The sequence below is a fragment of the Nonomuraea gerenzanensis genome (genome assembly GCF_020215645.1).
In the GTDB taxonomy this organism is placed as follows: Bacteria; Actinomycetota; Actinomycetes; order Streptosporangiales; family Streptosporangiaceae; genus Nonomuraea; species Nonomuraea gerenzanensis.
Genome location: NZ_CP084058.1, coordinates 761,661 through 782,455 on the forward strand (window position 1 = coordinate 761,661; position 20,795 = coordinate 782,455).

At 71.5% G+C, this 20,795-nt stretch carries 23 protein-coding genes; 13 read left to right on the forward strand and 10 right to left on the reverse strand.

The window, feature by feature from the left end; genetic code table 11:
- The first annotated feature begins 57 nt into the window (after positions 1–57).
- The 5 genes from LCN96_RS03870 to LCN96_RS03890 all read left to right on the forward strand — a co-directional run bounded on the left by LCN96_RS03870 (position 58) and on the right by LCN96_RS03890 (position 8,127).
- Positions 58–2,004 (forward strand): hypothetical protein, encoded by a 1,947-nt coding sequence (locus LCN96_RS03870; protein WP_225271212.1) that lies wholly within the window; start codon positions 58–60, stop codon positions 2,002–2,004.
- Between the two features lie 167 nt (positions 2,005–2,171).
- On the forward strand, positions 2,172–5,033 hold the full coding sequence (locus tag LCN96_RS03875; protein ID WP_225271213.1) for an ATP-binding protein: 2,862 nt from the start codon (positions 2,172–2,174) through the stop codon (positions 5,031–5,033).
- A gap of 67 nt (positions 5,034–5,100) precedes the next feature.
- Positions 5,101–6,330 carry a Mur ligase family protein gene (locus LCN96_RS03880; protein WP_225271214.1) on the forward strand — a complete coding sequence of 410 codons (1,230 nt, stop codon included), beginning with the start codon at positions 5,101–5,103 and terminating at the stop codon, positions 6,328–6,330.
- A complete protein-coding gene (locus tag LCN96_RS03885; RefSeq protein ID WP_225271215.1) occupies positions 6,320–7,036 on the forward strand; it encodes a type 1 glutamine amidotransferase in 717 nt (238 codons plus the stop codon). The genes LCN96_RS03880 and LCN96_RS03885 overlap by 11 nt, the downstream gene beginning before the upstream one ends.
- Positions 7,037–7,071: 35 nt before the next feature.
- A complete protein-coding gene (locus LCN96_RS03890; RefSeq protein WP_225271216.1) occupies positions 7,072–8,127 on the forward strand; it encodes a YihY/virulence factor BrkB family protein in 1,056 nt (351 codons plus the stop codon).
- Positions 8,128–8,148: 21 nt separating this feature from the next.
- On the opposite strand, the gene LCN96_RS03895 is transcribed toward LCN96_RS03890, so the two are convergent.
- Both LCN96_RS03895 and LCN96_RS03900 read right to left on the reverse strand, forming a co-directional pair.
- Positions 8,149–8,397: a hypothetical protein gene (locus LCN96_RS03895; RefSeq protein WP_225271217.1), complete on the reverse strand. Its 249-nt coding sequence runs from the start codon at positions 8,395–8,397 to the stop codon at positions 8,149–8,151.
- A 63-nt stretch (positions 8,398–8,460) separates the two neighbouring features.
- Positions 8,461–8,823 carry a DsrE family protein gene (locus tag LCN96_RS03900; RefSeq protein ID WP_148433460.1) on the reverse strand — a complete coding sequence of 121 codons (363 nt, stop codon included), beginning with the start codon at positions 8,821–8,823 and terminating at the stop codon, positions 8,461–8,463.
- A 62-nt stretch (positions 8,824–8,885) separates the two neighbouring features.
- On the opposite strand from LCN96_RS03900, the gene LCN96_RS03905 reads away from it, so the two are divergent.
- The 4 genes from LCN96_RS03905 (at position 8,886) to ygfZ (ending at position 11,405) form a co-directional block, all read left to right on the forward strand.
- Entirely contained in the window at positions 8,886–9,374 is a 489-nt protein-coding gene (locus tag LCN96_RS03905; protein WP_148433461.1) for an FABP family protein, read from the forward strand.
- 4 nt (positions 9,375–9,378) lie between these two features.
- The gene (locus LCN96_RS03910) at positions 9,379–9,675 is read left to right on the forward strand and encodes a DUF2470 domain-containing protein (RefSeq protein ID WP_225271218.1); all 297 of its coding nucleotides are present in this window, start codon (positions 9,379–9,381) and stop codon (positions 9,673–9,675) included.
- Between the two features lie 287 nt (positions 9,676–9,962).
- Positions 9,963–10,376 carry a Fur family transcriptional regulator gene (locus LCN96_RS03915; protein WP_225271219.1) on the forward strand — a complete coding sequence of 138 codons (414 nt, stop codon included), beginning with the start codon at positions 9,963–9,965 and terminating at the stop codon, positions 10,374–10,376.
- Between the two features lie 90 nt (positions 10,377–10,466).
- On the forward strand, positions 10,467–11,405 hold the full coding sequence (gene ygfZ, locus LCN96_RS03920) for a CAF17-like 4Fe-4S cluster assembly/insertion protein YgfZ (protein ID WP_225271220.1): 939 nt from the start codon (positions 10,467–10,469) through the stop codon (positions 11,403–11,405).
- 38 nt (positions 11,406–11,443) lie between these two features.
- On the opposite strand, the gene dtd is transcribed toward ygfZ, so the two are convergent.
- Positions 11,444–11,869: a D-aminoacyl-tRNA deacylase gene (gene dtd, locus LCN96_RS03925; RefSeq protein ID WP_225271221.1), complete on the reverse strand. Its 426-nt coding sequence runs from the start codon at positions 11,867–11,869 to the stop codon at positions 11,444–11,446.
- Between the two features lie 62 nt (positions 11,870–11,931).
- Between dtd and LCN96_RS03930 the strand changes: the two genes are divergently transcribed.
- The gene (locus LCN96_RS03930) at positions 11,932–12,840 is read left to right on the forward strand and encodes an asparaginase (RefSeq protein WP_225271222.1); all 909 of its coding nucleotides are present in this window, start codon (positions 11,932–11,934) and stop codon (positions 12,838–12,840) included.
- Between the two features lie 20 nt (positions 12,841–12,860).
- Here the strand turns inward: LCN96_RS03930 and LCN96_RS03935 are convergent, their stop codons facing one another.
- Positions 12,861–13,289, reverse strand: coding sequence for a DNA-binding protein (locus LCN96_RS03935; protein WP_225271223.1), 429 nt, complete (start codon positions 13,287–13,289; stop codon positions 12,861–12,863).
- Positions 13,290–13,395: 106 nt separating this feature from the next.
- On the opposite strand from LCN96_RS03935, the gene LCN96_RS03940 reads away from it, so the two are divergent.
- A complete protein-coding gene (locus LCN96_RS03940) occupies positions 13,396–14,247 on the forward strand; it encodes a TIGR03619 family F420-dependent LLM class oxidoreductase (protein WP_225271224.1) in 852 nt (283 codons plus the stop codon).
- Here the strand turns inward: LCN96_RS03940 and LCN96_RS03945 are convergent.
- Both LCN96_RS03945 and LCN96_RS03950 read right to left on the reverse strand, forming a co-directional pair.
- Positions 14,244–15,851, reverse strand: a complete 1,608-nt coding sequence (locus tag LCN96_RS03945; protein WP_225271225.1) for a DUF2207 domain-containing protein — start codon at positions 15,849–15,851, stop codon at positions 14,244–14,246. The two genes, LCN96_RS03940 and LCN96_RS03945, sit on opposite strands and share 4 nt — an antisense overlap.
- Before the next feature lie 28 nt (positions 15,852–15,879).
- The gene (locus LCN96_RS03950; RefSeq protein ID WP_225271226.1) at positions 15,880–16,959 is read right to left on the reverse strand and encodes an FAD-dependent monooxygenase; all 1,080 of its coding nucleotides are present in this window, start codon (positions 16,957–16,959) and stop codon (positions 15,880–15,882) included.
- A 107-nt stretch (positions 16,960–17,066) separates the two neighbouring features.
- Here LCN96_RS03950 and LCN96_RS03955 point away from each other — a divergent pair, with 107 nt between their 5' ends.
- Positions 17,067–17,978 (forward strand): TetR/AcrR family transcriptional regulator C-terminal domain-containing protein, encoded by a 912-nt coding sequence (locus tag LCN96_RS03955; protein WP_225271227.1) that lies wholly within the window; start codon positions 17,067–17,069, stop codon positions 17,976–17,978.
- Here the strand turns inward: LCN96_RS03955 and LCN96_RS03960 are convergent.
- Positions 17,975–18,709, reverse strand: coding sequence for an alanyl-tRNA editing protein (locus tag LCN96_RS03960; protein WP_225271228.1), 735 nt, complete (start codon positions 18,707–18,709; stop codon positions 17,975–17,977). The two genes, LCN96_RS03955 and LCN96_RS03960, sit on opposite strands and share 4 nt — an antisense overlap.
- Positions 18,710–18,737: 28 nt before the next feature.
- On the opposite strand from LCN96_RS03960, the gene LCN96_RS03965 reads away from it, so the two are divergent.
- Positions 18,738–19,373: an SGNH/GDSL hydrolase family protein gene (locus LCN96_RS03965; protein WP_225271229.1), complete on the forward strand. Its 636-nt coding sequence runs from the start codon at positions 18,738–18,740 to the stop codon at positions 19,371–19,373.
- Between the two features lies 1 nt (position 19,374).
- Here the strand turns inward: LCN96_RS03965 and LCN96_RS03970 are convergent, their stop codons facing one another.
- The 3 genes from LCN96_RS03970 to LCN96_RS03980 all read right to left on the reverse strand — a co-directional run bounded on the left by LCN96_RS03970 (position 19,375) and on the right by LCN96_RS03980 (position 20,776).
- On the reverse strand, positions 19,375–19,743 hold the full coding sequence (locus LCN96_RS03970; protein WP_225271230.1) for a DUF2516 family protein: 369 nt from the start codon (positions 19,741–19,743) through the stop codon (positions 19,375–19,377).
- A 121-nt stretch (positions 19,744–19,864) separates the two neighbouring features.
- Positions 19,865–20,281, reverse strand: a complete 417-nt coding sequence (locus LCN96_RS03975) for a hypothetical protein (protein ID WP_225271231.1) — start codon at positions 20,279–20,281, stop codon at positions 19,865–19,867.
- Between the two features lie 3 nt (positions 20,282–20,284).
- Complete coding sequence (locus LCN96_RS03980) at positions 20,285–20,776, reverse strand: helix-turn-helix domain-containing protein (protein ID WP_225271232.1); 492 nt, start codon at positions 20,774–20,776, stop codon at positions 20,285–20,287.
- Positions 20,777–20,795 lie beyond the last annotated feature (19 nt).

Genomic DNA, 20,795 nt, shown 5'->3' on the forward strand with positions numbered 1-20,795 from the left:
CGGAGCGGAAAGGGCTGACCCCCACTCCTCATGACATATCGGCGGCCGGAGGGTCACGTGACGGACGTGCATCCCGAGCATGCCCAGCTCCAGGCGGACCGCATCTACCTGGGCTGGCAGTACATCCTGCTGCATCCGGACCCGGGCCCGCCACCCAAACGACCCTCCCCCGTCGAGGAGACGCCGGCGGCCGAGGGGCCCGACCCCGCCGAGCAGGAGCTGCTGCGCCGCGAGCGCATGCAGGAGGACATGCTCAACCGGCCGGTCCGCTTCCTGCGCCTGTTCATGCTGGCCATGTCCGTGGTCATCCTCGCCGCCGCCCTGGCCGGCTACCTGGCCTGGTCGTTCGCGGTGGTCGCGCTCGTCGCCGCCGGGGGTGTGGCGGCCATCCTCAGCTACGCGCTGCTGCAGGGCGACAGGGCGGTCAAGTACCGCGTGCTGGAGCAGCAGGCCAGGGACGAGCGGCAGCGCAGGGAACGCGACAAGGACCTGTTCCGCGCCCAGGAGGAGCACGCCGAGCGCTACCGGGAGTGGCAGGAGTCCAAGGAGCGCCACGACAGGCAGCTCACCTGGTACGCGGTGGCGGTGCCCGACGAGATCGACCGCATCGACGTGGCGGGTGGCACGCTGCCGGGCTGGTCCGCGCTGGTGACGCTGCTGGGCGCCACCCGGCTCTACAGCGGCGGGCACCTGACCGTGCTCGACCTGTCGGAGGGCGCGATCGCCAAGGACCTCATCGAGCTGGCCCGCAAGGGCGGTGACGACCCGCTGGTCTGGGTGCTGCCCGTGGACCTGCCCCGGCTCGACCTGGGCGCCACGCTCAAGCCCGAGGCGTTCGCGGACGTGCTGGCCCACGTGGTGAGCGTGAGCGAGGAGCAGCGCAGCACCCGCGACCTCAGCTTCGACAACGCGATCCTGGAGCGGGTGCTGGAGGTGCTCGGCGAGAACGCCACGATCAGCCAGGTGACCGCCGCCCTGCGCGCGCTGGCGCAGGTCGGCGACCCGCGTGACGACCTGCGGTTCGGGCTGATCACCGCGACTCAGCTGGAACGCATCGGCACGCTGTTCGGGCGCGGGGTGAGCGACCGGGTGGTGATCGAGCGGGCCTGGGCGCTGGAGTCGCAGTTACGCAAGCTGGAGACGCTCGGCACCCAGGCCGTACGGCTGCCGCCCGCCAGGCTGCGGGTGGTGAGCATGGACCGGCAGGCAGGCGTGTTCGGCAACCGCGTGCTCGGCACGTACGTGGCCACGGCGCTGACCCACATCCTGCGCCAGTCGCCCTCCTCCGACCGGCCCTGGTACCACACGATCATCGTGGCGGGCGCCGACAAGCTCAGGGGCGACGTGCTCGACCGGCTGATGGACGCCTGTGAGACCTCCCGTACCGGGCTCGTCCTGACCTACCGCTCGCTGACCCCGACCGTGCGCGAGCGGCTCGGCAGGGGGCACGCCGCGGTCGCGTTCATGCGGCTCGGCAACGCCGAGGACGCGCGGGTCGCCAGCGAGCACGTCGGCACCGAGCACCGGCTGGAGCTGGCCCAGCTCACCGAGACGATCAGCGAGTCGCTGCCGGGCCTGGACGGCGGCTACACCTCCACGATCTGCCAGGTCGAGGACGAGCGGGAGCAGCGCGACGGCGAGCACACGGACCTGGCGGAGGACATCACCGAGTCCACCGAGTGGGGCAGGACCGCCGACAAGATCTCAGAGAAGGAGCGGGTGCTGCAGCGCTCGCGCGAGTTCCTGGTCGAGCCGCACCGGCTCCAGCAACTCCCCACGACGTCCGTGATCGTCACGGACGCCACCGCGGACGGCCGCCGCGTACGCCTCGCGGACGCCAACCCGGCCATCCTCACCTTCCCCAAGACCACGCTCGGCGAGCTGGAGGACGTCCGCGAGGCCGTGCTGGCGCTGGACCCGCAGGCCGTGGACGGCAACGGGGAGCCGCCGCCGAACCTCGGGCCACCACCGCCACGCCTGGACTGGCGCAAGGGCAGGCAATGACATGGTCAATGTCAACGTGACGAGCTGACGGTTGGCGGAATTTAACAAAGAACCGTCTGTGGGGGATTGAAATGCAGCCGAGTGTCTCGCTGAGCGGGCCCTGGTATCGAATTCAGTCGATCGCAGCACCCTCGCGAAGCTCGTCGGCGGAGTGGGATTTCGTCACCGTGCTTCCCGCGGTGCTGTCGGCGGCGCAGCGCGACCGGCCGTTCGTCATCGGATGGTTGTCGCGAGGCTCGGGGGCGCCGCTCGAACTCATCACCAACGCAGGACCGCTGTCGCCACCGCGCCAGCCACGCAGGTCCACGGACCTGCCCGACGAGCCGAGCGGGCCGCAGCCGCTGCTGTTCCCCGGGGGTGCGCGGGGGATGCGGCTGAACGAGGAGTACCTGGCCGACCTGGCCGATCTGGTGTGGACGCCGTGCCCGGGGCGGCAGGCGCCGCCGCTGGGCAGCAGGGGGCGCGAGTTCGACCCCGACGAGCTGAAGCGGCCCACGCTGTTCGAGTCGACGCTGGTGACGCTGATGTCGCGGCCGTTCGCCTGGCTGGTGGTGGCCGAGCCGACCGACCTGCTGGACGCCGAGGTGGCGCACCTGCGTACGCAGCTCAACGTGCTGCGGCAGTACGGCGACGCCTCCGAGCGCTCCCGCTTCGACGCCGAGCGGGCCGAGCGCCGCATGCAGGAGCTGGACGCCTTCCGCGAGGCGGGGCTGTGGAACGTGCGCGTGCTGGCCGGCGGGGCCACGGCCGACGAGCTGCGGCAGATCGCGCCGGTGCTCGTCGGGTCCGTGGAGATGAGCCAGCATCCGTACCGGCTGCGCAGCTCGCACGGCGCGGCGTACTCGCTGCCCGAGGCGCTGGCCATCACCATGCAGGACCCGGCCGACGGCGCCGCCGCCCCGTTCGCCGCCACCGCGGGTGCGCTGGCCGCGCTGGCCGGGCTGCCCAGGCGGGAGGTGCCGGGCGTACGGGTGCTGGAGTCGGGCTTCTTCGACGTGACCTCGGAGTCGGAGGGCGGCGAGCTGGAGCTGGGGGAGATCCTCGACGGCCAGGACCGCGGCGTCGGCTCGTTCCGGGTGCCGCTGGCCACGCTGAACCGGCACGCGTTCGTCACGGGCGCGACCGGCTCCGGCAAGTCGCAGACCGTGCGGCACCTGCTGGAGCAGCTCAGCAGGGCGCGCATCCCGTGGCTGGCCATCGAGCCGGCCAAGTCCGAGTACGCCGCCATGGCAGGCCGCGTGGACGACCCCGTCACCGTGATCAACCCCTCGGCGCCCGACGGCGTGCCGTTCAGCGTCAACCCGCTCGAACCCGAGCCCGGCTACCCCGTCCAGGCGCACATCGACATGGTCAGGGCGCTGTTCATGGCCGCGTTCGACGCCGAGGAGCCGTTCCCGCAGATCATGTCGCTGGCGCTGCAGCGCGTCTACGAGGCGACCGGCTGGGACGTGGTCACCGGCGGCGCCGTGCCCGGCTCGAACGTGCCGCCCAGCATCCCCACCCTCGAACAGCTCCAGCAGCACGCCATGGACGTGATCAAGGAGATCGGCTACGGCCGCGAGGTGCAGGCGGACGTCGAGGGCTTCATCTCGCTGCGGCTGCGCTCGCTGCGCGTCGGCTCCGCCGGGCGCTTCTTCGAGGGCGGCCACCCCGCCGACATCGGCGGCCTGCTGGAACGCCAGGTCGTGCTGGCGATCGAGGACGTGGCCAACGACGAGGACAAGGCGTTCCTGATGGGCACGCTGATCATCCGGATCGTGGAGCACCTGCGCATGCGGGCCAGGCGCGAGCGCTCCGGCGAGCTGCGCCACGTCATCGTCATCGAGGAGGCGCACCGGCTGCTGCGCGACCGCGGTCACGGCCGGGCCTCCACCCACGCCGTGGAGCTGCTGGCCGGGATGCTCGCCGAGATCAGGGCGTACGGGGAGGGCATCGTGGTGGCCGAGCAGATCCCCACCAAGCTCGTCTCCGACGTCGTCAAGAACACCGCGCTGAAGGTCGTGCACCGGCTGCCCGCCGAGGACGACAGGCAGCTCGTCGGCGCCGCGATGAACCTGAGCGACGAGCAGTCCCGCCACGTGGTCTCGCTGCAGCCGGGCTCGGCCGCCGTGTTCGCCGACGGGATGGACCGGCCGCTGCGGGTGCGCGTACCGCTGGGGGAGTCCAGGGAGAAGGCGCTGCCCGGCCCGCCGCCGCCGATCCGCGGCCGCCGCTCGGCGGCCTGCGGCGCGCAGTGCCGCACCGGGCAGGCGTGCACGCTGGTGGAGCTGCGCGAGGCCGACGTGCTGGCCGGCGCGGCCGAGTGGGCGTGGCTGCGCATCTGGTGCGACACGGTGGTGCTGGCCTTCGTCGGCAACCGGCCGCTGCCAGGCGTGCCGCGCGCCCTGTCGGCCGCCTGGTCGGACCTGCCGGCGCGGCGCCGCGAGTGCCTGCTCGCCACCCTGGTCGAACGCTCGGTGCAGCGGCGGGCCTGGTCGCTGCGCACGTGGTTCGACCCGGCCCTGCTGACCGAGAAGGCCGCCGGGACGGCCACCCGCCTGCTCGCGGGCCTCGACAGCGGCGGGGAGCGCCCCGGCGCCTCGTGGGTCATCCCGCAGGTGCGCTGGCTGCACGAGGTCGACAGGCTCTTCCCGTACGGGCAGCCGGCCCCGAACCTGCGCAGCCCCGCGCCCCCCATGGAGTACGCCCTGTTCCGCCAGCCCGGCGGCACCGGCCCCGGCTCCGTCGAGCCCGAGCTGCTCGGCCACCGCGCCAAGGCGCTGCGCCACCATCCGCTGTCGATGGAGGTGGACCACAACCGGGCGCTGGCCTGGCGGGTGATCCTCGGGGACGACGAGCACGAGGGCGTGCAGCGGGACATCGTGACGGTGGCCATCGGCGTGGAGTCGGCGGCCAGGATCAGGCACGTGGGGCAGACGATGGGCGCGGGGTGGCTGGAGAGCGTGCTGTCATGGCCGCGCCGCTTCGTGCTGCCGTTCGAGCAGGGCGGCGCACCGGAGATCGCCTTCGCGGAGCCGCCCGCCACGTGATCGCAAAGGGGTGCGTTTTCGCGCGTGTCTCCAGACTTGGGGCCAACGCCGACTAGGATCCTTGCACATGACCCAGCTTCCTCTGCGGGCCCAGCTCGCCAGTGCCCTGGGCCGCAGCGCCGCCACGCTGTCCAGGATGACCGGGCGTGGCGACGGCTCGGTGATCGGCGGTCGGGTCGGCCTGATGCTCGAGCCGGATCTCCTGCGTCAGCTGGCCCGCGACCGCAAGCTGGCCCTGGTCAGCGCGACCAACGGCAAGACGACCACCACCAGGCTGATCACCTCGGCGCTGCTGGAGCTCGGCGAGGTGGCCACCAACGCCTTCGGCGCCAACATGCCCGCCGGCCATGTCTCCGCGCTGTCCCAGTACAAGCGCGCCCCGTACGGCGTGCTGGAGGTGGACGAGAAGTACCTGCCCGAGGTGCTCGACACGACCGGCGCCGGCGTCGTCTGCCTGATGAACCTCAGCCGCGACCAGATGGACCGCGCGGCCGAGATCTGGCTGCTGGCGCAGAAGTGGCGCAGGGCCCTGTCCGGCAAGCCCACGCACGTCATCGCCAACTGCGACGACCCGCTCGTCACCTGGGGCGCCTCCACGGCCGCCGCGGTCACCTGGGTCGCCGGCGGGCAGCGGTGGAAGGAAGACTCCTGGTGCTGCCCCGAGTGCGGCGGCCCGCTCGACCGCAAGGACGCCGACTGGGCGTGCCGCGAGTGCACCTTCCACCGTCCCGAGCCGCAGTGGGTGGTCGACGGCGACTCGGTGATCGACCCGCGCGGGCAGCGCTGGCTGCTCGACATCCAGCTGCCCGGCCAGGCCAACCGCTCCAACGCGGTGATGGCGCTGGCGGTGGCCGAGGCGTTCGGGCTGCCGGTGGACCGGGCGTTGCCCCGGCTGCGCGAGGTCACCTCGGTGGCCGGCCGCTACACCACCGTCGAGCGCGACGGGCGGCACGCGCGGCTGCTGCTGGCCAAGAACCCGGCCGGCTGGCTGGAGGCGTTCGACGTCGCCGACCCTCAGCTGCCGATCATCCTCTCGGTCAACGCGCAGGGCCCCGACGGGCGCGACACCTCGTGGTTGTGGGACGTCGACTACCGCATCCTGCGCGGGCGCCCCGTGTTCGTCACCGGCGAGCGCCGCCTGGACCTGGCGCTCCGGCTCGACGTCGCGGACGTGCCGTTCACGCTGTGCGGCACGTTCACGGAGGCGCTGGCCATGCAGCCGCCCGGGCGGGTGGACGTGATCGCCAACTACACCGCCTTCCAGCAGATCCGATCGGAGTTCGGCCGTGCCGTCTGACAGCGCCCTACGCATCGTCTGGATCTACCCCGACCTGCTGAGCACGTACGGTGACCAGGGCAACGTGCTGGTCCTGGAGCAGCGGGCGCAGCGCAGGGGGATCGAGACGGAGACGATCCACGTCCGCTCGGCCGACCCCGTCCCCGAGACCGGCGACATCTACCTGATCGGCGGCGGTGAGGACCGCCCGCAGATCCTGGCCGCCCAGCGCCTGCGCAGGGACGGCGGCCTGCACCGCGCCATCGCGCGCGGCGCGGCCATGCTGGCGGTGTGCGCCGGCTACCAGATCATGGGCAGCACGTTCGGCGGCGAGGAGGGCCAGCCGGTCGACGGCATCGGCCTGCTCGACATCTCCAGCGCCCGCGGCCCCGCCCGCGCGGTGGGCGAGCTGGTGGCCGAGGTGGACGCCGCGCTCAACCTGCCCACGCTGACCGGCTTCGAGAACCACATGGGCGTCACCCATCTGGGCCCCGGCGTCCGCCCGCTGTCGCGCACGATCAAGGGCGTGGGCAACGGCGACGGCTTCGAGGGCTGCTACGCGGGGCACGTCGTGGGCACCTACCTGCACGGCCCCGCGCTGGCCCGCAACCCGGCCCTGGCGGACCTGCTGCTGTCGTGGCGGGTGGGCGACCTCGCGCCGCTCGACGACTCCCGCTACGAGGCGCTGCGCCAGGAACGCCTGACCACGGTGCTGCAGTCGTCCTGAGATGAACTGTCCGGATTTGGGGTAGGACGTCGGCCGTGGGATCCACGGTCACCGTCCCCCAGACCCGCACGATGGGCGGGGAGGAGCTGTCCGCCGACGACGCTTGGGAGACCCTGCGCAAGTACGGCGTCTGGCACTTCGTGCGCGACTCGTTCGTCAGGTTCCGCTACGGCGACGGCATGAGCCATTCGCGGGCCCTGGCGTTCCAGATCTGCCTGGCCATCATCCCCGGGGCCATCGCCGTGGTCGGCCTGAGCGCGGTCACCCACCAGGAGGAGCTGGGCCGGGTGCTGCGGCTCACGCTGAGCGCCCTGGCGCCGGGCGGCGGCGCGCAGGCCGTCGCCGAGGTGCTCGACGGCGGCAAGGGCACCAGGGACCAGCTGGCGCTGTGGCTGGGCCTGGCCACCACGCTGGCCGCGCTCACCACGGCCATGGCCCAGTTCGAACGGGGCGCCAACCGCATCTACGGCGTCGAGCGCGACCGGCCCTTCCACCGCAAGTACGCCAGGGCGGTCGTGCTCGCGCTGACCGCCGGCCTCTGCATGATCACCGGGTTTACGGTGCTGGTGGGCGGCGGCGAGCTGGGCGACGCGCTCAGCGAGACGTTCGGCTGGGGCGCCGGCGCCCGCCAGGCCTACGCCTTCGTCCGCTGGCCGCTCGGCTTCCTGCTCGCCCTGGCCTCCACGGTCACGCTCTTCAGAGCCTCGCCCCGGCGCAGGCAGCCCGGCCACACGTGGCTGGCCGTGGGAGCGCTGGTCGCCCTGGGGTTATGGACGCTGTTCACGCTGGGGCTGGCACTCTACACCGAGCACAACAACACCTTCGGCAACACGTACGGGCCGCTGACCGCCGTGATGGCGCTGCTGCTGTGGTCGTTCCTCAGCTCGATCGCGCTCTTCCTGGGGTTGGCGTTCGCGGCACAGCTGGAGGCGTGCCGCGCGGGCTGCGTCGAGCCCGCCCACCCGGATCCGGGGCCGACGGCTGAGGAGGAGCGCGAGCCCTTCGTGGGGGAGGTCGGAGCGGCCGCGATCGCCGCCGTCAGAGGTCTGTTCGACAGGAGGAACGGACGCGGCTCCGCCCCGCGCACCTGACCCGCGGCGCCCGGAGCGGCCTCAGCCGTGCTTGCTCAACCGGCTCCGCACGAAGAACGCCACGCCCACCCAGACGAGCAGGCTGATCGCGCCGAATCTGGCATGGCGCCACCAGGGGATGGGCTGCTCTCCCGTCGTCACGGAGATGGCGACGCCGAGCAGGAAGAGGAACACCGCGGCGATCGCTCCCAAGATCGTCAGCGCGGCGATGGGGCGGGCGTTGATCTGCTGGCCGTACCAGTGCCCGGCAGCGGTGACTCTCGTACGCATCGCACCGATTGTCCGCACGATCATCATCGTGCCACACCTCGGGACGGCGGGGCAGCCCTGCGATCAGTAGACGAGCGCCTGCACGCCCTCCGTGGTCACTTCCTCCACGAACGCCGGCGCGCCCGCGATGCGCACCCCCTCGATGAGGTCGTCCACGGTGATGTTCCTGCGGGCGGCGCACTGCGTGCACAGCGTCACCCGCCCCGCCGCCAGCACGGCGTCGAGCAGGTCGGTGAGCGGCGCCGCGTGCGGCAGGGCGAACTCCTTGGCCCGCCCGGGGAGCGCGAACCACGAGGACTCGCCGGTCAGCCACAGGGAGACGGATACCCCGCTCGCGAGCGCGGCGGCCGCGACCGTGAACGCCTGGTTGCACCGCTCGGGAGCGTCGGCCCCGGCGGTCACCTTGATCACCAGTGAACGTGCCATATCCGTCACCCTAGCCCCGCGGGAGCCCGTACGGGCGTGGCGCGCCACTACGCTTGGGGAGCATGGAAGAACCTGAGGTGCACCCCGACCTGGAGCCGATCGCGTTCCTGCTGGGGCGGTGGGAAGGCGCCGGCGTGGGCGGCTACCCGACGATCGAGAGCTTCAACTTCGGCCAGGAGATCGAGTTCGGCCACAACGGCAAGCCGTTCCTGACCTACGTGAGCCGCACCTGGCTGCTCGACGACGCGGGCAACCGCGTCAGGCCGCTGGCCACGGAGTCCGGCTACTGGCGCTCGCTGCCCGAGCGGCAGATCGAGGTCGTGCTCTCCCATCCCACCGGCATCGTCGAGATCTACATCGGCGAGGTCGTCTTCCACAAGATCGAGCTGCGTACGGACGTGGTCGCCCGCACCGCCTCGGCCAAGGAGTACACCGCGGGCCACCGCCTGTACGGCCTGGTCAACGGCAATCTGATGTGGGCCTACGAGATGGCGGCCGTCGGGCACCCGCTCACGGACCACATGTCGGCAGAGCTGAAGAAGGTGGCCTGATCCCATGAGCACGCCGTTCACCGCCGACGCCGTCGAGGCGATCAAGCGGCACATGAATGACGACCACGCCGACGACGGGCTGATCATCGTACGCGGGCTCGGCGGCCGGCCGGACGCCCAGACCGCGCTCACCAGCGACGTCGACGCCGAGGCGATCACGTTCACGATCGACGGCGGGGAGCGGGTGCGCGTGCCGTGGGGCGAGACGCTCACCGAGCGGGCCCAGGTGCGCAAGGCCGTGGTGCGGCTCTACCGCGAGGCGTGCGAGAAGCTCGGCATCCCAGCCCGCGGCGAGCACTGACCCCCGGAAATTGAAGAGGGCCCCAGGCAACACTCCGCCGATGCGGCGGGCCGGATGGACCATGGTCGGGATCGTCGTCCCGCCCTCCGGCTGCCAGGGGCCCCGGTGGTTGCCTCGTATTCGCGTCACGTCACGAGACAACAGTCCGCGACGTCAGCGGACAACCACCTCGCTAGCCCGACTATGACTAACCATTATTCGGACCACCTCCTTTCCGCGTACTCAAGAAGCTATGCGGTCCACCGCGAACCGGGCAAGTAAATATCCGCGGGCCGTAGTATCGGAGCATGACCGAGACGCAGTGGCATGAGGAACTCCGCGCCAAGGGCTACCGGGTCACCCCCCAGCGTCAGCTCGTGCTGGAGGCGGTCAAGGAGCTGGAGCACGCCACGCCGGAGGAGATCTGCGTCAAGGTCCGTCAGACGGCGCGCGGGGTGAACATCTCGACCGTCTACCGCACGCTGGAGCTGCTCGAGGAGCTGGGCCTGGTCACCCACACCCACCTCGGGCACGGCGCCCCCACCTACCACCTGGCCGCCGAGGCCGATCACGTGCACCTGGTGTGCCGGGGGTGCGACGAGGTGTTCGAGGTGCGGCCCGAGCTGGCGGAGGGGCTGGTCAAGGGGCTGGACGAGGAGATGGGCTTCGTCGCCGACGTCCACCACCTGACCGTCTTCGGCCGCTGCCGCAACTGCCGCTGAGCCGCGCCCCTGACCATGCGCCCCTGACCACGCGCCCTGACCAGGTGGCCCGTGCCCGGCGCCGCCGGCGGTGCGGATAGCCTGGAAGGCATGCGTAGCCCTCTGCTCGACCTCCCCGGCGCCGTCCCGGCGGACGCCCCTGACTCCGACGTAGCCGCGCACTACGGTGACCTGTTCGCCGAGCAGCGCGCACTGGTCAAGGGAGAGGCGGTCGTCGACCGCAGCAACCGTGAGGTGATCCGCATCTCCGGCGCCGACCGGCTGAAATGGCTCAACGACCTCACCTCGCAGAAGCTCGACACGCTCCAACCGGGCGAGTGGACACAGACGCTCGACCTCGACCTGCAGGGCCGCGTCCAGCACCACCTCACGCTCACCGACGACGGCCGGAGCGTCCTGGCCCACGTCGAGCCGGGCACCGCGCAGAGCCTGATCGACTACCTCGACCGCATGCGCTTCATGCTGCGGGTGGAGGTCTCCCGCGCCGACGACCTGGCCGTGCTCTCCACGGCCACCGAGGACTTCCTGGTGCCGCGCGCCGAGCTCGCCGATCACCTGGGCAAGCCGCTGGCGGGGCTGTGGGCGTACGAGGCCCTGCGCATCGAGGCGCACCGGCCCCGGCTGGGCTTCGAGACCGACCACAAGACGATCCCGCACGAGGTGGGCTGGATCGGCGGGGCGGTGCACCTCACCAAGGGCTGCTACCGGGGGCAGGAGACGGTGGCCCGTGTGCACAACCTGGGGCACCCGCCGAGGCGCCTGGTCTTCCTGCACCTGGACGGCAGCGTGGACACCCTTCCTGCCCACGGGGCTCCGGTGATCTCCGAGAGCCAGGAGGTGGGCGTCGTCGGCTCGGCCGCCCGCCACCACGAGCTGGGGCCGATCGCCCTGGCCGTGATCAAGCGCACGGTGCCGCTGGACGCGCCGCTGCTCGCGGGCGGCGTGGCCGCGTCCCAGGAGGTCATCGTGCCGCCGGACGCGGGGCGCAACGTCGCCATCGACCCGGCCCTGCGCCGCCGCATCCGCTGACCACCACCCCGTCCGCGCCATCCCGGGCGGGCGGGGTGTCACATGTCCAGGACGAGGGTGATCGGCCCGTCGTTGACCAGAGAGACCTTCATGTCAGCCCCGAACACCCCTGTCTCCACCTGAGCCCCCAACCCCCGCAACTCCTCCACCACAGCCTCCACCAACGGCTCCGCCACAGGTCCAGGAGCAGCAGCCTGCCATGTGGGCCGCCGCCCCTTGCGGGCATCGCCGTACAGGGTGAACTGACTGATCACCAGGAGCGGCGCCCCCACGTCCGAGCAGGACTTCTCCCCGTGCAGGATGCGCAGCCCCCACAACTTGGCCGCCAGTCGCGCGGCCTCGGCGCGCGTGTCCGTGTGCGTGACGCCCACCAGGACGAGCAGCCCCGGCTCGCCGACCGCCCCCACCACCTGCCCGTCGACCTCGACGGACGCCGAACTGACCCGCTGTACGACTGCTCGCATGGCATCCCATTCTGGACCAGGACCAAACCCTTCATACACTCATGTCGAAAGGGGAACGTGAAATGTCGTTGATTGTGGAAGTCGTCCGGTCCGGGTTCGTGGAGTCCACGCATCACGCACGCATGCTGACCGTGGACGCGGCAGGCCGCCCGGTCGAGACCAGGGGCGCGGTGCACGTGCCGGCCTCGCCACGGTCGTCGATGAAGCCGCTGCAGGCGCTGGGCATGCTGCGCAGCGGCCTGCGCCTGGAGGGTGAGCTGCTGGCGCTGGCCTGCGCCTCGCACTCCGGCGAGCCCTTTCACGTGGACGGGGTCAGGAAGATCTTGGCGGGCGCCGGGCTGGAGGAGTCGGCGCTGCGGTGCCCCGAGGACTATCCGTTCGACCGCGCGGCGACCGAGCGCGGCCGGGTCTACATGAACTGCTCGGGCAAGCACGCCGCCATGCTGGCCACCTGCGTGGCGAACGACTGGCCGCTGAGCACCTACCTGGAGCCGGCGCACCCGTTGCAGCGGACGATCCGCGAGACGGTGGAGGAGCTGACCGGGGAGCGGGTGGCGGCCTCCGGCGTGGACGGGTGCGGGGCGCCGCTGTTCTACGTCTCGATGCTCGGGGTGACCAAGGCGTTCCGGGCGTTCCCGCTGTCGTCGGCCGACTCGTACGAACGCAAGATCTTCGACGCCATGCGCACCTACCCCGAGTGGACCTCGGGCACCGACAGGGCCGAGGCCAAGCTGATGCGGGCGCTGCCCGGACTGATGCTCAAGGCGGGGGCGGAGGCGTTCGACGCGTTCGTGTTCGAGGACGGGCGCGCGGGCACCGTCAAGATCGAGGACGGTGGCACGCGCGCCCGGGTGCCCGTCACCGTGGCGGCGCTGCGCTCGCTGGGCCTGGACGCGCCCGAACTGGCCGAGCTGGCCTCCGGCGCGGTGCTGGGCGGCGGACGGCCCGTCGGCGAGCTGCGGGTGCGCTGAGGCCCTCACCGGACGGCGAGCTACTCCTCCTGATCCGGTACGCGCTCAGCGAGCCGCTCGTAGCGCTGCCTGGCGGCCTGCGGCGTGCCGAGCCCGAGCCCGAAGGCGATCTCCTGCCAGGTCATGCCGCGCCCCCGGGCAAGCTGCAACAACGTGGCCTCCAGCGCGTCCATCTCCCCGCGGACCAGCGGCACGAGGCTGAGCGCCGCCGTGATGTCGGCGGCGTCCACCGGCGGCTCGCCGTCGTCAGGCTGCGCGGCCCCGCTGAGCAGGAAGGTGACGAGCCTGACCGCCTCGTGCGGCGCCAGCGCGGACGGGTGGATCTGGCGCGCCCGCTGCTCGTCGGTGGCCGCGTGCCGCTCGGCGATGCGGTGCAGGGACGCGTACACCCGCTGGGCGCGCGCCTGCTCGGGCTGCGGAGGTTTGAAGAGGCCGGCGTCGGAAGTCATGAGATCACGATGCTGCAGCGCGCCCACAGTTGTCAACAGCTCGTTTTAAACGAAGTGTTCAAGGGCTTGCCTTGACACCGGCGTCAGGCTTCTACCATGGCGCCGCATGAAGTTCGCCATCAGCTACAGCACCCCCCACCACGGCCCCGACCCCGACAAGCTCGCCGCCTTCGCCCGCCTGGCCGAGGAGTGCGGCTTCGAGGCGCTGTACGTCCCCGAGCACATCGTGCTCTACCCGGGCGCCCGGATCGGCTCCTTCGAGCTGCCTCCCACGCTCCCGTACGCCGACCCGCTCGACACCCTCACCTTCGTCGCCGCCCACACGGACCGGATCCTGCTCGGCACCGGCGTGCTCCTGCTCCCGTACCACCACCCGGTGACGCTCGCCAAGCGGCTGGCCACCATCGACGTGCTGTCCAAGGGCCGGATGCGGCTGCTCACCGTCGGCCTCGGCGCCCTGCCGGGCGAGGCGCGGGCCGTGGGCGTGGACTACGCGGCCAGGGGCAGGCGCGCCGACGAGGCGATGGACGTGCTGCGGCTGCTCTGGGCGGGTGGTGAGGAGGGCGTCAGCTTCGCCGGGGAGTTCTTCGAGCTGGACGCCCTGTGCAGCTACCCCAAGCCGCACGAGGCAGCCGGCCTGCCGATCCACGTCGGCGGGTCGAGCAGGGCCGCCGCGCGCCGGGCCGGGCTGCGTGGCGACGGCTTCTTCCCCGGCGGCAGGCTCCGCCCCGAGGAGGTGGCCGAGCTGTGGGAGCTGGCCCGCTCGACCGCCGCCGGTGCGGGCCGCGACCCGGGCGCGCTGGAGTACACCCGGTTCGGCGCGATCGACATGCCGCAAGGCCGGGCCGAGGAGCTGGCCGCGCAGGGCGTGACCCGCCTCGTCGTCAGCCCGTCCACCACGGAGCCCGACGAGCAGCGCGCGGAGCTGTCGGCGTTCGCCGAACGGTTCTCGCTCTAGAGGGAGCGGAACTGGCGGGTGGCGGAGATGGCGCCGGACGTCGTCGTGGTGAACGTCCGCATGGAGCCGGCGAACTTGGACAGGTCCCACTCCGCGGGCCCGTGGTACCAGTACAGGTTGTCGGCCTGGTGCCCGTTGCCGGTGACGGAGGCCACCACCCGCGACCAGTGCTCCACCCCGTCGAAGATCACGGCATAGGGCAGGTAGCGGGAGAACAGCTCGACCCGGTGCTGCTCGGGCACGTCTCCCAGCTCGCCGGAGAACAGGTACTGCCGGAACCCCATCGTGTGCGCCAGCGCCGCCGACCCCTTGGCGGTCTTGGCCGGCATGTACTGGCCGCCGACCGCCAGCGCGCCGCCCGCGATGACCACCGCCAGGCCGATCAGCCCGTACGTGGTGAACCAGGCCAGCCCCACCGTGGCCAGCAGCCCCACCCCCACGAGCACCACGCCGATCGTGGTCCACCTGGTGCGCTCGGTGTCGGGCCGCCGGGCGAACCACCCCTGCCTGACCACGTCGGCGTAGAGCGCGTCGCGCACCTTGCCGAGGTGGGCCGCGAACGAGCCGGACAACTGTGACAGCAGCACCGCGTCACGCCCGTCGAAGATGGCCTGGTAGAGCGCCAGCTCGTACGGCAGGAGCGCGTTCGCGGGCGCGTTCGGCAGCCGCACCAGCATCCAGTCGGGGGCGTCGTAGGTCTGCCTGGGCTGCTCGTCGATGCGCAGGTAGCCGCGCACGGCCAGGTCCACGATGGTGGCGGTCACGTCGATCACGTCGGCCTGCTCGTCCACCAGCGTGCCGATCTGGCCGGGGCGCACCCCGTCGGGCGGGGTGAAATGGCCGTTCTGCACCGGATCGACCTTGCCGCTCTCGTGGCCGGCGACCCTGGCGTCACGGCCGCGCGTCCAGTACAGCAGGCCGATGCCGCCGAGCAGCAGGACCAGCAGCCCCGCCAGGGCGCCGCCGGTGACGGTGTCGAGCGTGAACGCGGCCGACAGGGAGAAGCGCCGCTCCAGGATGGGCTTGCCGGTGCTGGAGCCCTTCGGGTATCCGACGACGACCGTGAGGGCCTGGTCGGTGGCGATGTCCTCCTGCTCGAAGTCGGCCTGCGTGGCGCCGTGGTCCATCGAGGCGGAGGTGCAGCCGATGGCGGAGGTGAGCGCGCCGGCGAAGCAGGACAGGTTCTGGACCTGCCCGGGGCCGTTCACCTTGACCGTGGCCTTGGCGACCGGCTGGTTCCAGCCGTTCACCGCGAACCAGCGCAGCTCCTCGACGCCGCCCGAGGGCGTCACCGCCCCCTTGACGTCGTACTCGACGGTCTGGCCCGTCACCGTGAGCACGTCGCCCGCCAGGGTGCCGCCCTTGACGTTCGAGATCCGGTAGAGGCGGTCGTTGTCGTCGTCGTACCGCGTCCGCGTGATGAACGTCCGCTTGAGCTGGCCCGACGCCCCGCTGATCTTCTCGACCACGTGCAGGGTGCCGTCCTTGCCGAGGGTCATCGTGACCTCGTCCGTCATCCCGGCCTCCGCTGCGAGAGCGGCGGGGGTTGCGGACAACGTCAGAGCGGTGGCCGCCAGGGCGGCCATCGTGAGTCTGATACCCATGGCGGCAAATCGTATCGGTTCGTACCTGTCAGGCGAGTGTGATGCTGTTCGCCGCCCGCTGGACGCTCTCCGGGGCGGCGCCCTGGCCGGGGTTCTCGTGAGCGAGGGCCTGGTTGGCGGCCACGAACGGGCGCATGCGCGCCTCGTACCGGTCGTGGGCGTCCGCGCCGCCGGCGCCGAGCTCCTCGGCGAGCACGTACGCGCCCACCAGCGCCAGGCTGGTGCCCTGCCCGGACAGCGGCGAGGCGCAGTAACCGGCGTCGCCCACCAGCGCGACCCGCCCCTTGGTCCAGCGCTCCATCTTCACCTGCGCCATGGAGTCGAAGTAGAAGTCGTCGGCCTTCCACATGGCCTCCAGCAGCCTGTCCGCCTCCCAGACCCCGGCGCAGTGCTCCTGGATGAGCCGCTTCTGCTGCTCGACGTCGCGATAGTCGTAGTCGAGCACGCCGGACCTGAAGCCGAGGTTGACCCGCATCTCGGCCGGGTCGCGGTCGCTGAACAGCGCGCCGCCCGCCTCGCCCGCGTTGAACCAGGTCTGCCAGTGGTCGAGGCCGAGGAAGTTCTCGGCGGTGTAGATGGAGACGTAGGTGCCGAGGTGGTGCAGGAACTGCTGCTCGGGGCCGAAGGCGAGCCTGCGCACGTTGGAGTGCAGGCCGTCGGCGCCGATGACGTGGTCGTAGCGGTCGTGCCGGCCGCTGTCGAACGTCACCTCGCCGTCCTCGCCCAGGGTGGCGATGGAGTCGCCGTAGAGGTAGCGGGCGGTGGAGGCGCCCAGCAGGACGCGGTTGAGGTCGTCCCGCATGATCTCGATGTCGGGGCTGTCGAACCGGCCGCCGCTGAGCGTCTCCTCCTCGCTGCGCATCAGCTCGTTGCCGTCCGCGTCCACCATGGACATGCCGCGCATGCTCGTGCGCAGCTCGCGGATCCGCTCCAGCAGCCCCATCCGCTCGACCACGGTCAGCGCCGCGCCCCTGATGTCGACCGCCTGGCCGCCCTTGCGCGGCGCCGGCGCCCGCTCGACCACCGTCACGTCGAACCCGTGCCGCCCCAGCCAGTACGCCAGGACGGGGCCGCCGATGCTGGCACCGGAGACGAGAACCTTCTTCATCACTTGCTCCCTGTGTGTTGACGTCGTACGCAGAAATGAATGTACGTAGTACATACAGCAGGTGGCAAGGGTATAGTGTGAAGATCTGTACTAGTACAGGAGGATGCATGGACACCCCGCCCCACGCCCGCATCGTGGCCGACATCAAGCAACGCGTCACCGACGGCCGGCTGCGCCCGGGCGAGCGCGTGCCCTCCACCAGGCAGCTCGCCAGAGACTGGAACGTCGCCCTGGCCACCGCCGCCAAGGCGCTGACGCTGCTGGCCCGCGAGGGCGTCGTGGTGGCCGAGCCGCGCGTGGGCACCGTGGTGGCCGAACGCCCCGGCAGCCCGGCCAGACCGCGCCCGGGCGCGACGGCGGAGCACGAGCTGACGAGGCGGCGCATCGTACGGGCGGCCATGGAGATCGCCGACGCGGACGGGCTGTCAGAGCTGACGATGCGCGCCGTCGCGGGGCGGCTCGGCGTGGCCACCATGTCCCTCTACCGGCACGTGGGCGGCAAGGACGACCTGGTCATGCTGATGGTGGACGCGGCGTTCGCCGAGTTCCCGCTGCCCGCGCGGCACCCCGACGGCTGGCGGGGGCGGCTGGAGACCTCGGCGCGGGTGCAGTGGGCCGCCTACCGGGCGCACCCGTGGATGGCCGGGGCCACGCCGCTGACCCGCCCGGTGCCCTCCCAGGCCCTGCTGCTGCACTCGGAGTTCGTCATGGAGATGCTGCAGGAGACCGGGCTCGACGCCACGACCAGGATGTACGTGATGATCCTGATCTACAGCTTCGTGCAGGGCATCGCCGCCCACATCGAGCTGGAGCAGCGCGCCAGGGCGAGCACCGGGATCACGGACGAGGAGTGGATGAGCGGGCAGGAGGAGTTTCTGCGCGACCTCACGGCAGCCAACCCGGCCTTCGGGCGGCTGCTCGACGAGCTGGGCGACTTCGACCTCGATCTCGACCGGCTCTTCACGTTCGGCCTGGAGTCGCTGCTCGACGGGCTGACGAGGCTGGTCGAGCCCCGCTAGTCGGAGATCTGGATGCGCAGGCGGCGGAAGCCGCGCCCCTTGCTCTCGATCTTGGCGACCTTGATCCGCCCGATCTGCTTGGTGGAGGCCACGTGCGTGCCGCCGTCGGCCTGGGTGTCGAGGCCGACGATGTCGACGACGCGCACGTCCTGGACGGTCTCCGGCACCAGGTTGGTGGCCGTGCGGATGATGTCGGGGATGGCGAACGCCTCGGAACGGGGCAGCACCTTCACGTCGATGCGCCGGTCGGCGACGATCTCGGCGTTGCAGGCGTCCTCGACGGCCTCCTTGAACCCTGCGGGCACCTCGGGCAGGTTGAAGTCCATGCGGGCGCTGAGCTCGTCCATGTTGCCACCGGTGACCAGGCAGCCGTAGTCGCGGAAGACCACCCCGCACAGCACGTGCAGGCCGGAGTGCGTCCGCATGAGGGCCGAGCGCCGCGCGTCGGCCACCGCGCCCCTGACCACGGTGCCGACCGGCGGGATCGGGTCGCCCTCGGCCGGGATCAGGTAGAGGTCGTCGCCCTTGCGCGCCCCGACGATGCGGGTCTCCACGCCCTGCCAGATGAGAACGCCGTGATCCGCCGGCTGGCCGCCTCCACCCGGATAGAATGCCGACCTGCTCAGCACGATCCCCTCAGGCGTGGCCTCCAGGACGACGGCCTCGAAGTCGCGCAGGCTCTGGTCCGCCAGTTCCAATCTCTGGGTGCGTCCGTGGGAATCGGTGCTCATGTCGGCAGCCTAGTGCCCTGAGGTGCTCATGCGTGATCTGGTGAGACGCGTCGTGGTGGTCGGCGCGGTGCTGGGGCTGCCCTCGTGCGCGTTCGCGACGAAGTCGCCGCCCGTCAAGGAGCAGGCGCCGGTGATGATGTTCGTGGGTGACAGCTTCACCGTCGGGTCGGGGCCGGTGCCGCCCTGGCAGACGTACGCCTCGCAGACCGCCCGCCTGCTGGGCTGGCAGCCGATCATCGCGGGCGCGGGCGGCACCGGGTTCTGCAACGAGGGGCGGGCGGGCCGCACGTTCCAGCGCTCGTTCGAGGTGGAGCTGGCCTGGCGCCCGGCCCCCGACCTGCTGGTCATCTCGGGCGGCCACAACGACCGCCGCTGGAGCGCGGAGCGGGTGCGCGGGGCCGCGGCGAGCCTGCTGGCCGAGGTGCGCGCGCACTGGCCGGCGACCAGGACGGTGGTGGTCGGCCCCATCTGGATGGGCGAGCCGCCGAAGAAGGCGTACGGGGTGCGCGACGCGGTGGCGCAGGCGGCCAGGGCGGGGAAGGTGACCTTCCTCGACCCGATGCGCAGGACCTGGCCCAAGGAGGCGATCCTGCCCGACGGCGTGCACCCCACGCTCGCCGGGCACGAGGGCCTGGCCGCCTGGCTGGCGGCCGAGCTGGCCTGATCTACCAGGGGCCGTACGGGCCGTTGTTGCCGCCCCGGCCGCCCATGCCCTTGACCGCGGGCTTGACGTCGACGATGTAGATCGTGGCCGCGATGACGGCCGCGATGGAGAACAGCCCGAGGCCGATGCCGATGAACTGGGCGCCGCCGACCACCATGAAGGCCTGGAAGTAGCTCAACGCCCCGGCGGCGGAGAACAACGTGGCCAGGCCGAGGATCAGCAGCCACAGGTTCTTCTGCAGCTTGCCCGCCGAGACGAACGCGTTGGCCGGCACCCGGAGCGCGTGCACGAGCGCGTAGATCGACATGCCGAGAATGGCCACGGCGAGCACCAGGAAGAGGAGGTTGAAGACCCCGTTGATCATGTCCATGTAGTCGTCTCCGCCCAACGCCGTGATGCAAACGGCTTCAGCCTAATAGGCGCCCCCGGCCTAGGGGCACCCCGTACGAAAAGGCCCGTCTCCCTCTTCGGGAGACGGGCCCGGGGTTGGGTCAGGCCTGCGCCTTGGCCGAACGGGTCTTCTTGACCGGCTGGACGGGCTCGGCGACGGCCGGCTCGGCGGCCTCGGAGACCTCTTCGAGCTCCAGGGCGGCGGTGCCGGTGGCCTTGCTGACCACCTTGCGGCCGCGCGTGGCGAAGTCCTCGTAGACCTCGGTGGCCCTGAGGGTGAGGTGGTCGGCGTACTCGCGGGCCTTCTCGGGCAGGTCGCGGGCGAAGCCCTCGGCCTTGTCGGCGTACTCGCGGGCCTTGACCGGCAGGTCCTTGGTCAGCTCGGAGCGGCGCGACTGCAGCCTGGTCAGCTGCTCGGGCAGCTCGCGCAGCTTCTCGACGGCGAAGTCGCCGACGCCGGCGACCGCGTAGAACGGCTTGGACTCGGTGAGCTTCTTGACCTCGGTGGCGAGCGTCATGGGTTAACCTTCCTTGGTTTCCTGGGTGACGTTGCCGTTGCGTGAGGTCGCCGCGAAGGGCTCAAGAGCGGCGAGAAACTCCTCGGGCAGCGGCTCGTCGTCCGAATCGGAGTCACTCCGGGGGCGGGCATTCTGGGAGGTCTGCTCGTCCTCGGCGTGCTTCTCCTTGCGAAACGACTCGTAGATGTCGATCAGCACCTGGCGTTGCCGTTCGCTGAGCAGCGGGTCGGCCCTGATGGCGGTGATCACGTCGCTGGGCGGCTCGCGGTCCTCGATGAGGCCCGCCTGCACGTAGAGCGCCTGCGAGGAGATGCGCAGACCTTTGGCGATCTGGTTGAGGATCTCCGCGCTCGGCTTGCGCAGGCCGCGCTCGATCTGGCTCAGGTAGGGGTTGGAGACCCCGGCCGCCGCGGCGAGCTGGCGCAGCGAGATCTTCGCCTGCTGCCGCTGCTCGCGGATGTATTCACCGATCGAGCCGACTTTGGGTAGTGCCATGCCTGTAGTCTGCCCCGCG

Coding starts and splice junctions, on each gene's coding strand:
- LCN96_RS03880 (WP_225271214.1), top strand. CDS start 5,101: ATGACCCAGCTTCCTCTGCGGGCCCAGCTCGCCAGTGCCCTGGGCCGC.
- LCN96_RS03895 (WP_225271217.1), bottom strand. CDS start 8,397: ATGCGTACGAGAGTCACCGCTGCCGGGCACTGGTACGGCCAGCAGATC.
- LCN96_RS03900 (WP_148433460.1), bottom strand. CDS start 8,823: ATGGCACGTTCACTGGTGATCAAGGTGACCGCCGGGGCCGACGCTCCC.
- LCN96_RS03905 (WP_148433461.1), top strand. CDS start 8,886: ATGGAAGAACCTGAGGTGCACCCCGACCTGGAGCCGATCGCGTTCCTG.
- LCN96_RS03910 (WP_225271218.1), top strand. CDS start 9,379: ATGAGCACGCCGTTCACCGCCGACGCCGTCGAGGCGATCAAGCGGCAC.
- LCN96_RS03915 (WP_225271219.1), top strand. CDS start 9,963: ATGACCGAGACGCAGTGGCATGAGGAACTCCGCGCCAAGGGCTACCGG.
- ygfZ (WP_225271220.1), top strand. CDS start 10,467: ATGCGTAGCCCTCTGCTCGACCTCCCCGGCGCCGTCCCGGCGGACGCC.
- dtd (WP_225271221.1), bottom strand. CDS start 11,869: ATGCGAGCAGTCGTACAGCGGGTCAGTTCGGCGTCCGTCGAGGTCGAC.
- LCN96_RS03930 (WP_225271222.1), top strand. CDS start 11,932: ATGTCGTTGATTGTGGAAGTCGTCCGGTCCGGGTTCGTGGAGTCCACG.
- LCN96_RS03935 (WP_225271223.1), bottom strand. CDS start 13,289: ATGACTTCCGACGCCGGCCTCTTCAAACCTCCGCAGCCCGAGCAGGCG.
- LCN96_RS03940 (WP_225271224.1), top strand. CDS start 13,396: ATGAAGTTCGCCATCAGCTACAGCACCCCCCACCACGGCCCCGACCCC.
- LCN96_RS03945 (WP_225271225.1), bottom strand. CDS start 15,851: ATGGGTATCAGACTCACGATGGCCGCCCTGGCGGCCACCGCTCTGACG.
- LCN96_RS03950 (WP_225271226.1), bottom strand. CDS start 16,959: ATGAAGAAGGTTCTCGTCTCCGGTGCCAGCATCGGCGGCCCCGTCCTG.
- LCN96_RS03955 (WP_225271227.1), top strand. CDS start 17,067: ATGGACACCCCGCCCCACGCCCGCATCGTGGCCGACATCAAGCAACGC.
- LCN96_RS03960 (WP_225271228.1), bottom strand. CDS start 18,709: ATGAGCACCGATTCCCACGGACGCACCCAGAGATTGGAACTGGCGGAC.
- LCN96_RS03965 (WP_225271229.1), top strand. CDS start 18,738: ATGCGTGATCTGGTGAGACGCGTCGTGGTGGTCGGCGCGGTGCTGGGG.
- LCN96_RS03970 (WP_225271230.1), bottom strand. CDS start 19,743: ATGGACATGATCAACGGGGTCTTCAACCTCCTCTTCCTGGTGCTCGCC.
- LCN96_RS03975 (WP_225271231.1), bottom strand. CDS start 20,281: ATGACGCTCGCCACCGAGGTCAAGAAGCTCACCGAGTCCAAGCCGTTC.
- LCN96_RS03980 (WP_225271232.1), bottom strand. CDS start 20,776: ATGGCACTACCCAAAGTCGGCTCGATCGGTGAATACATCCGCGAGCAG.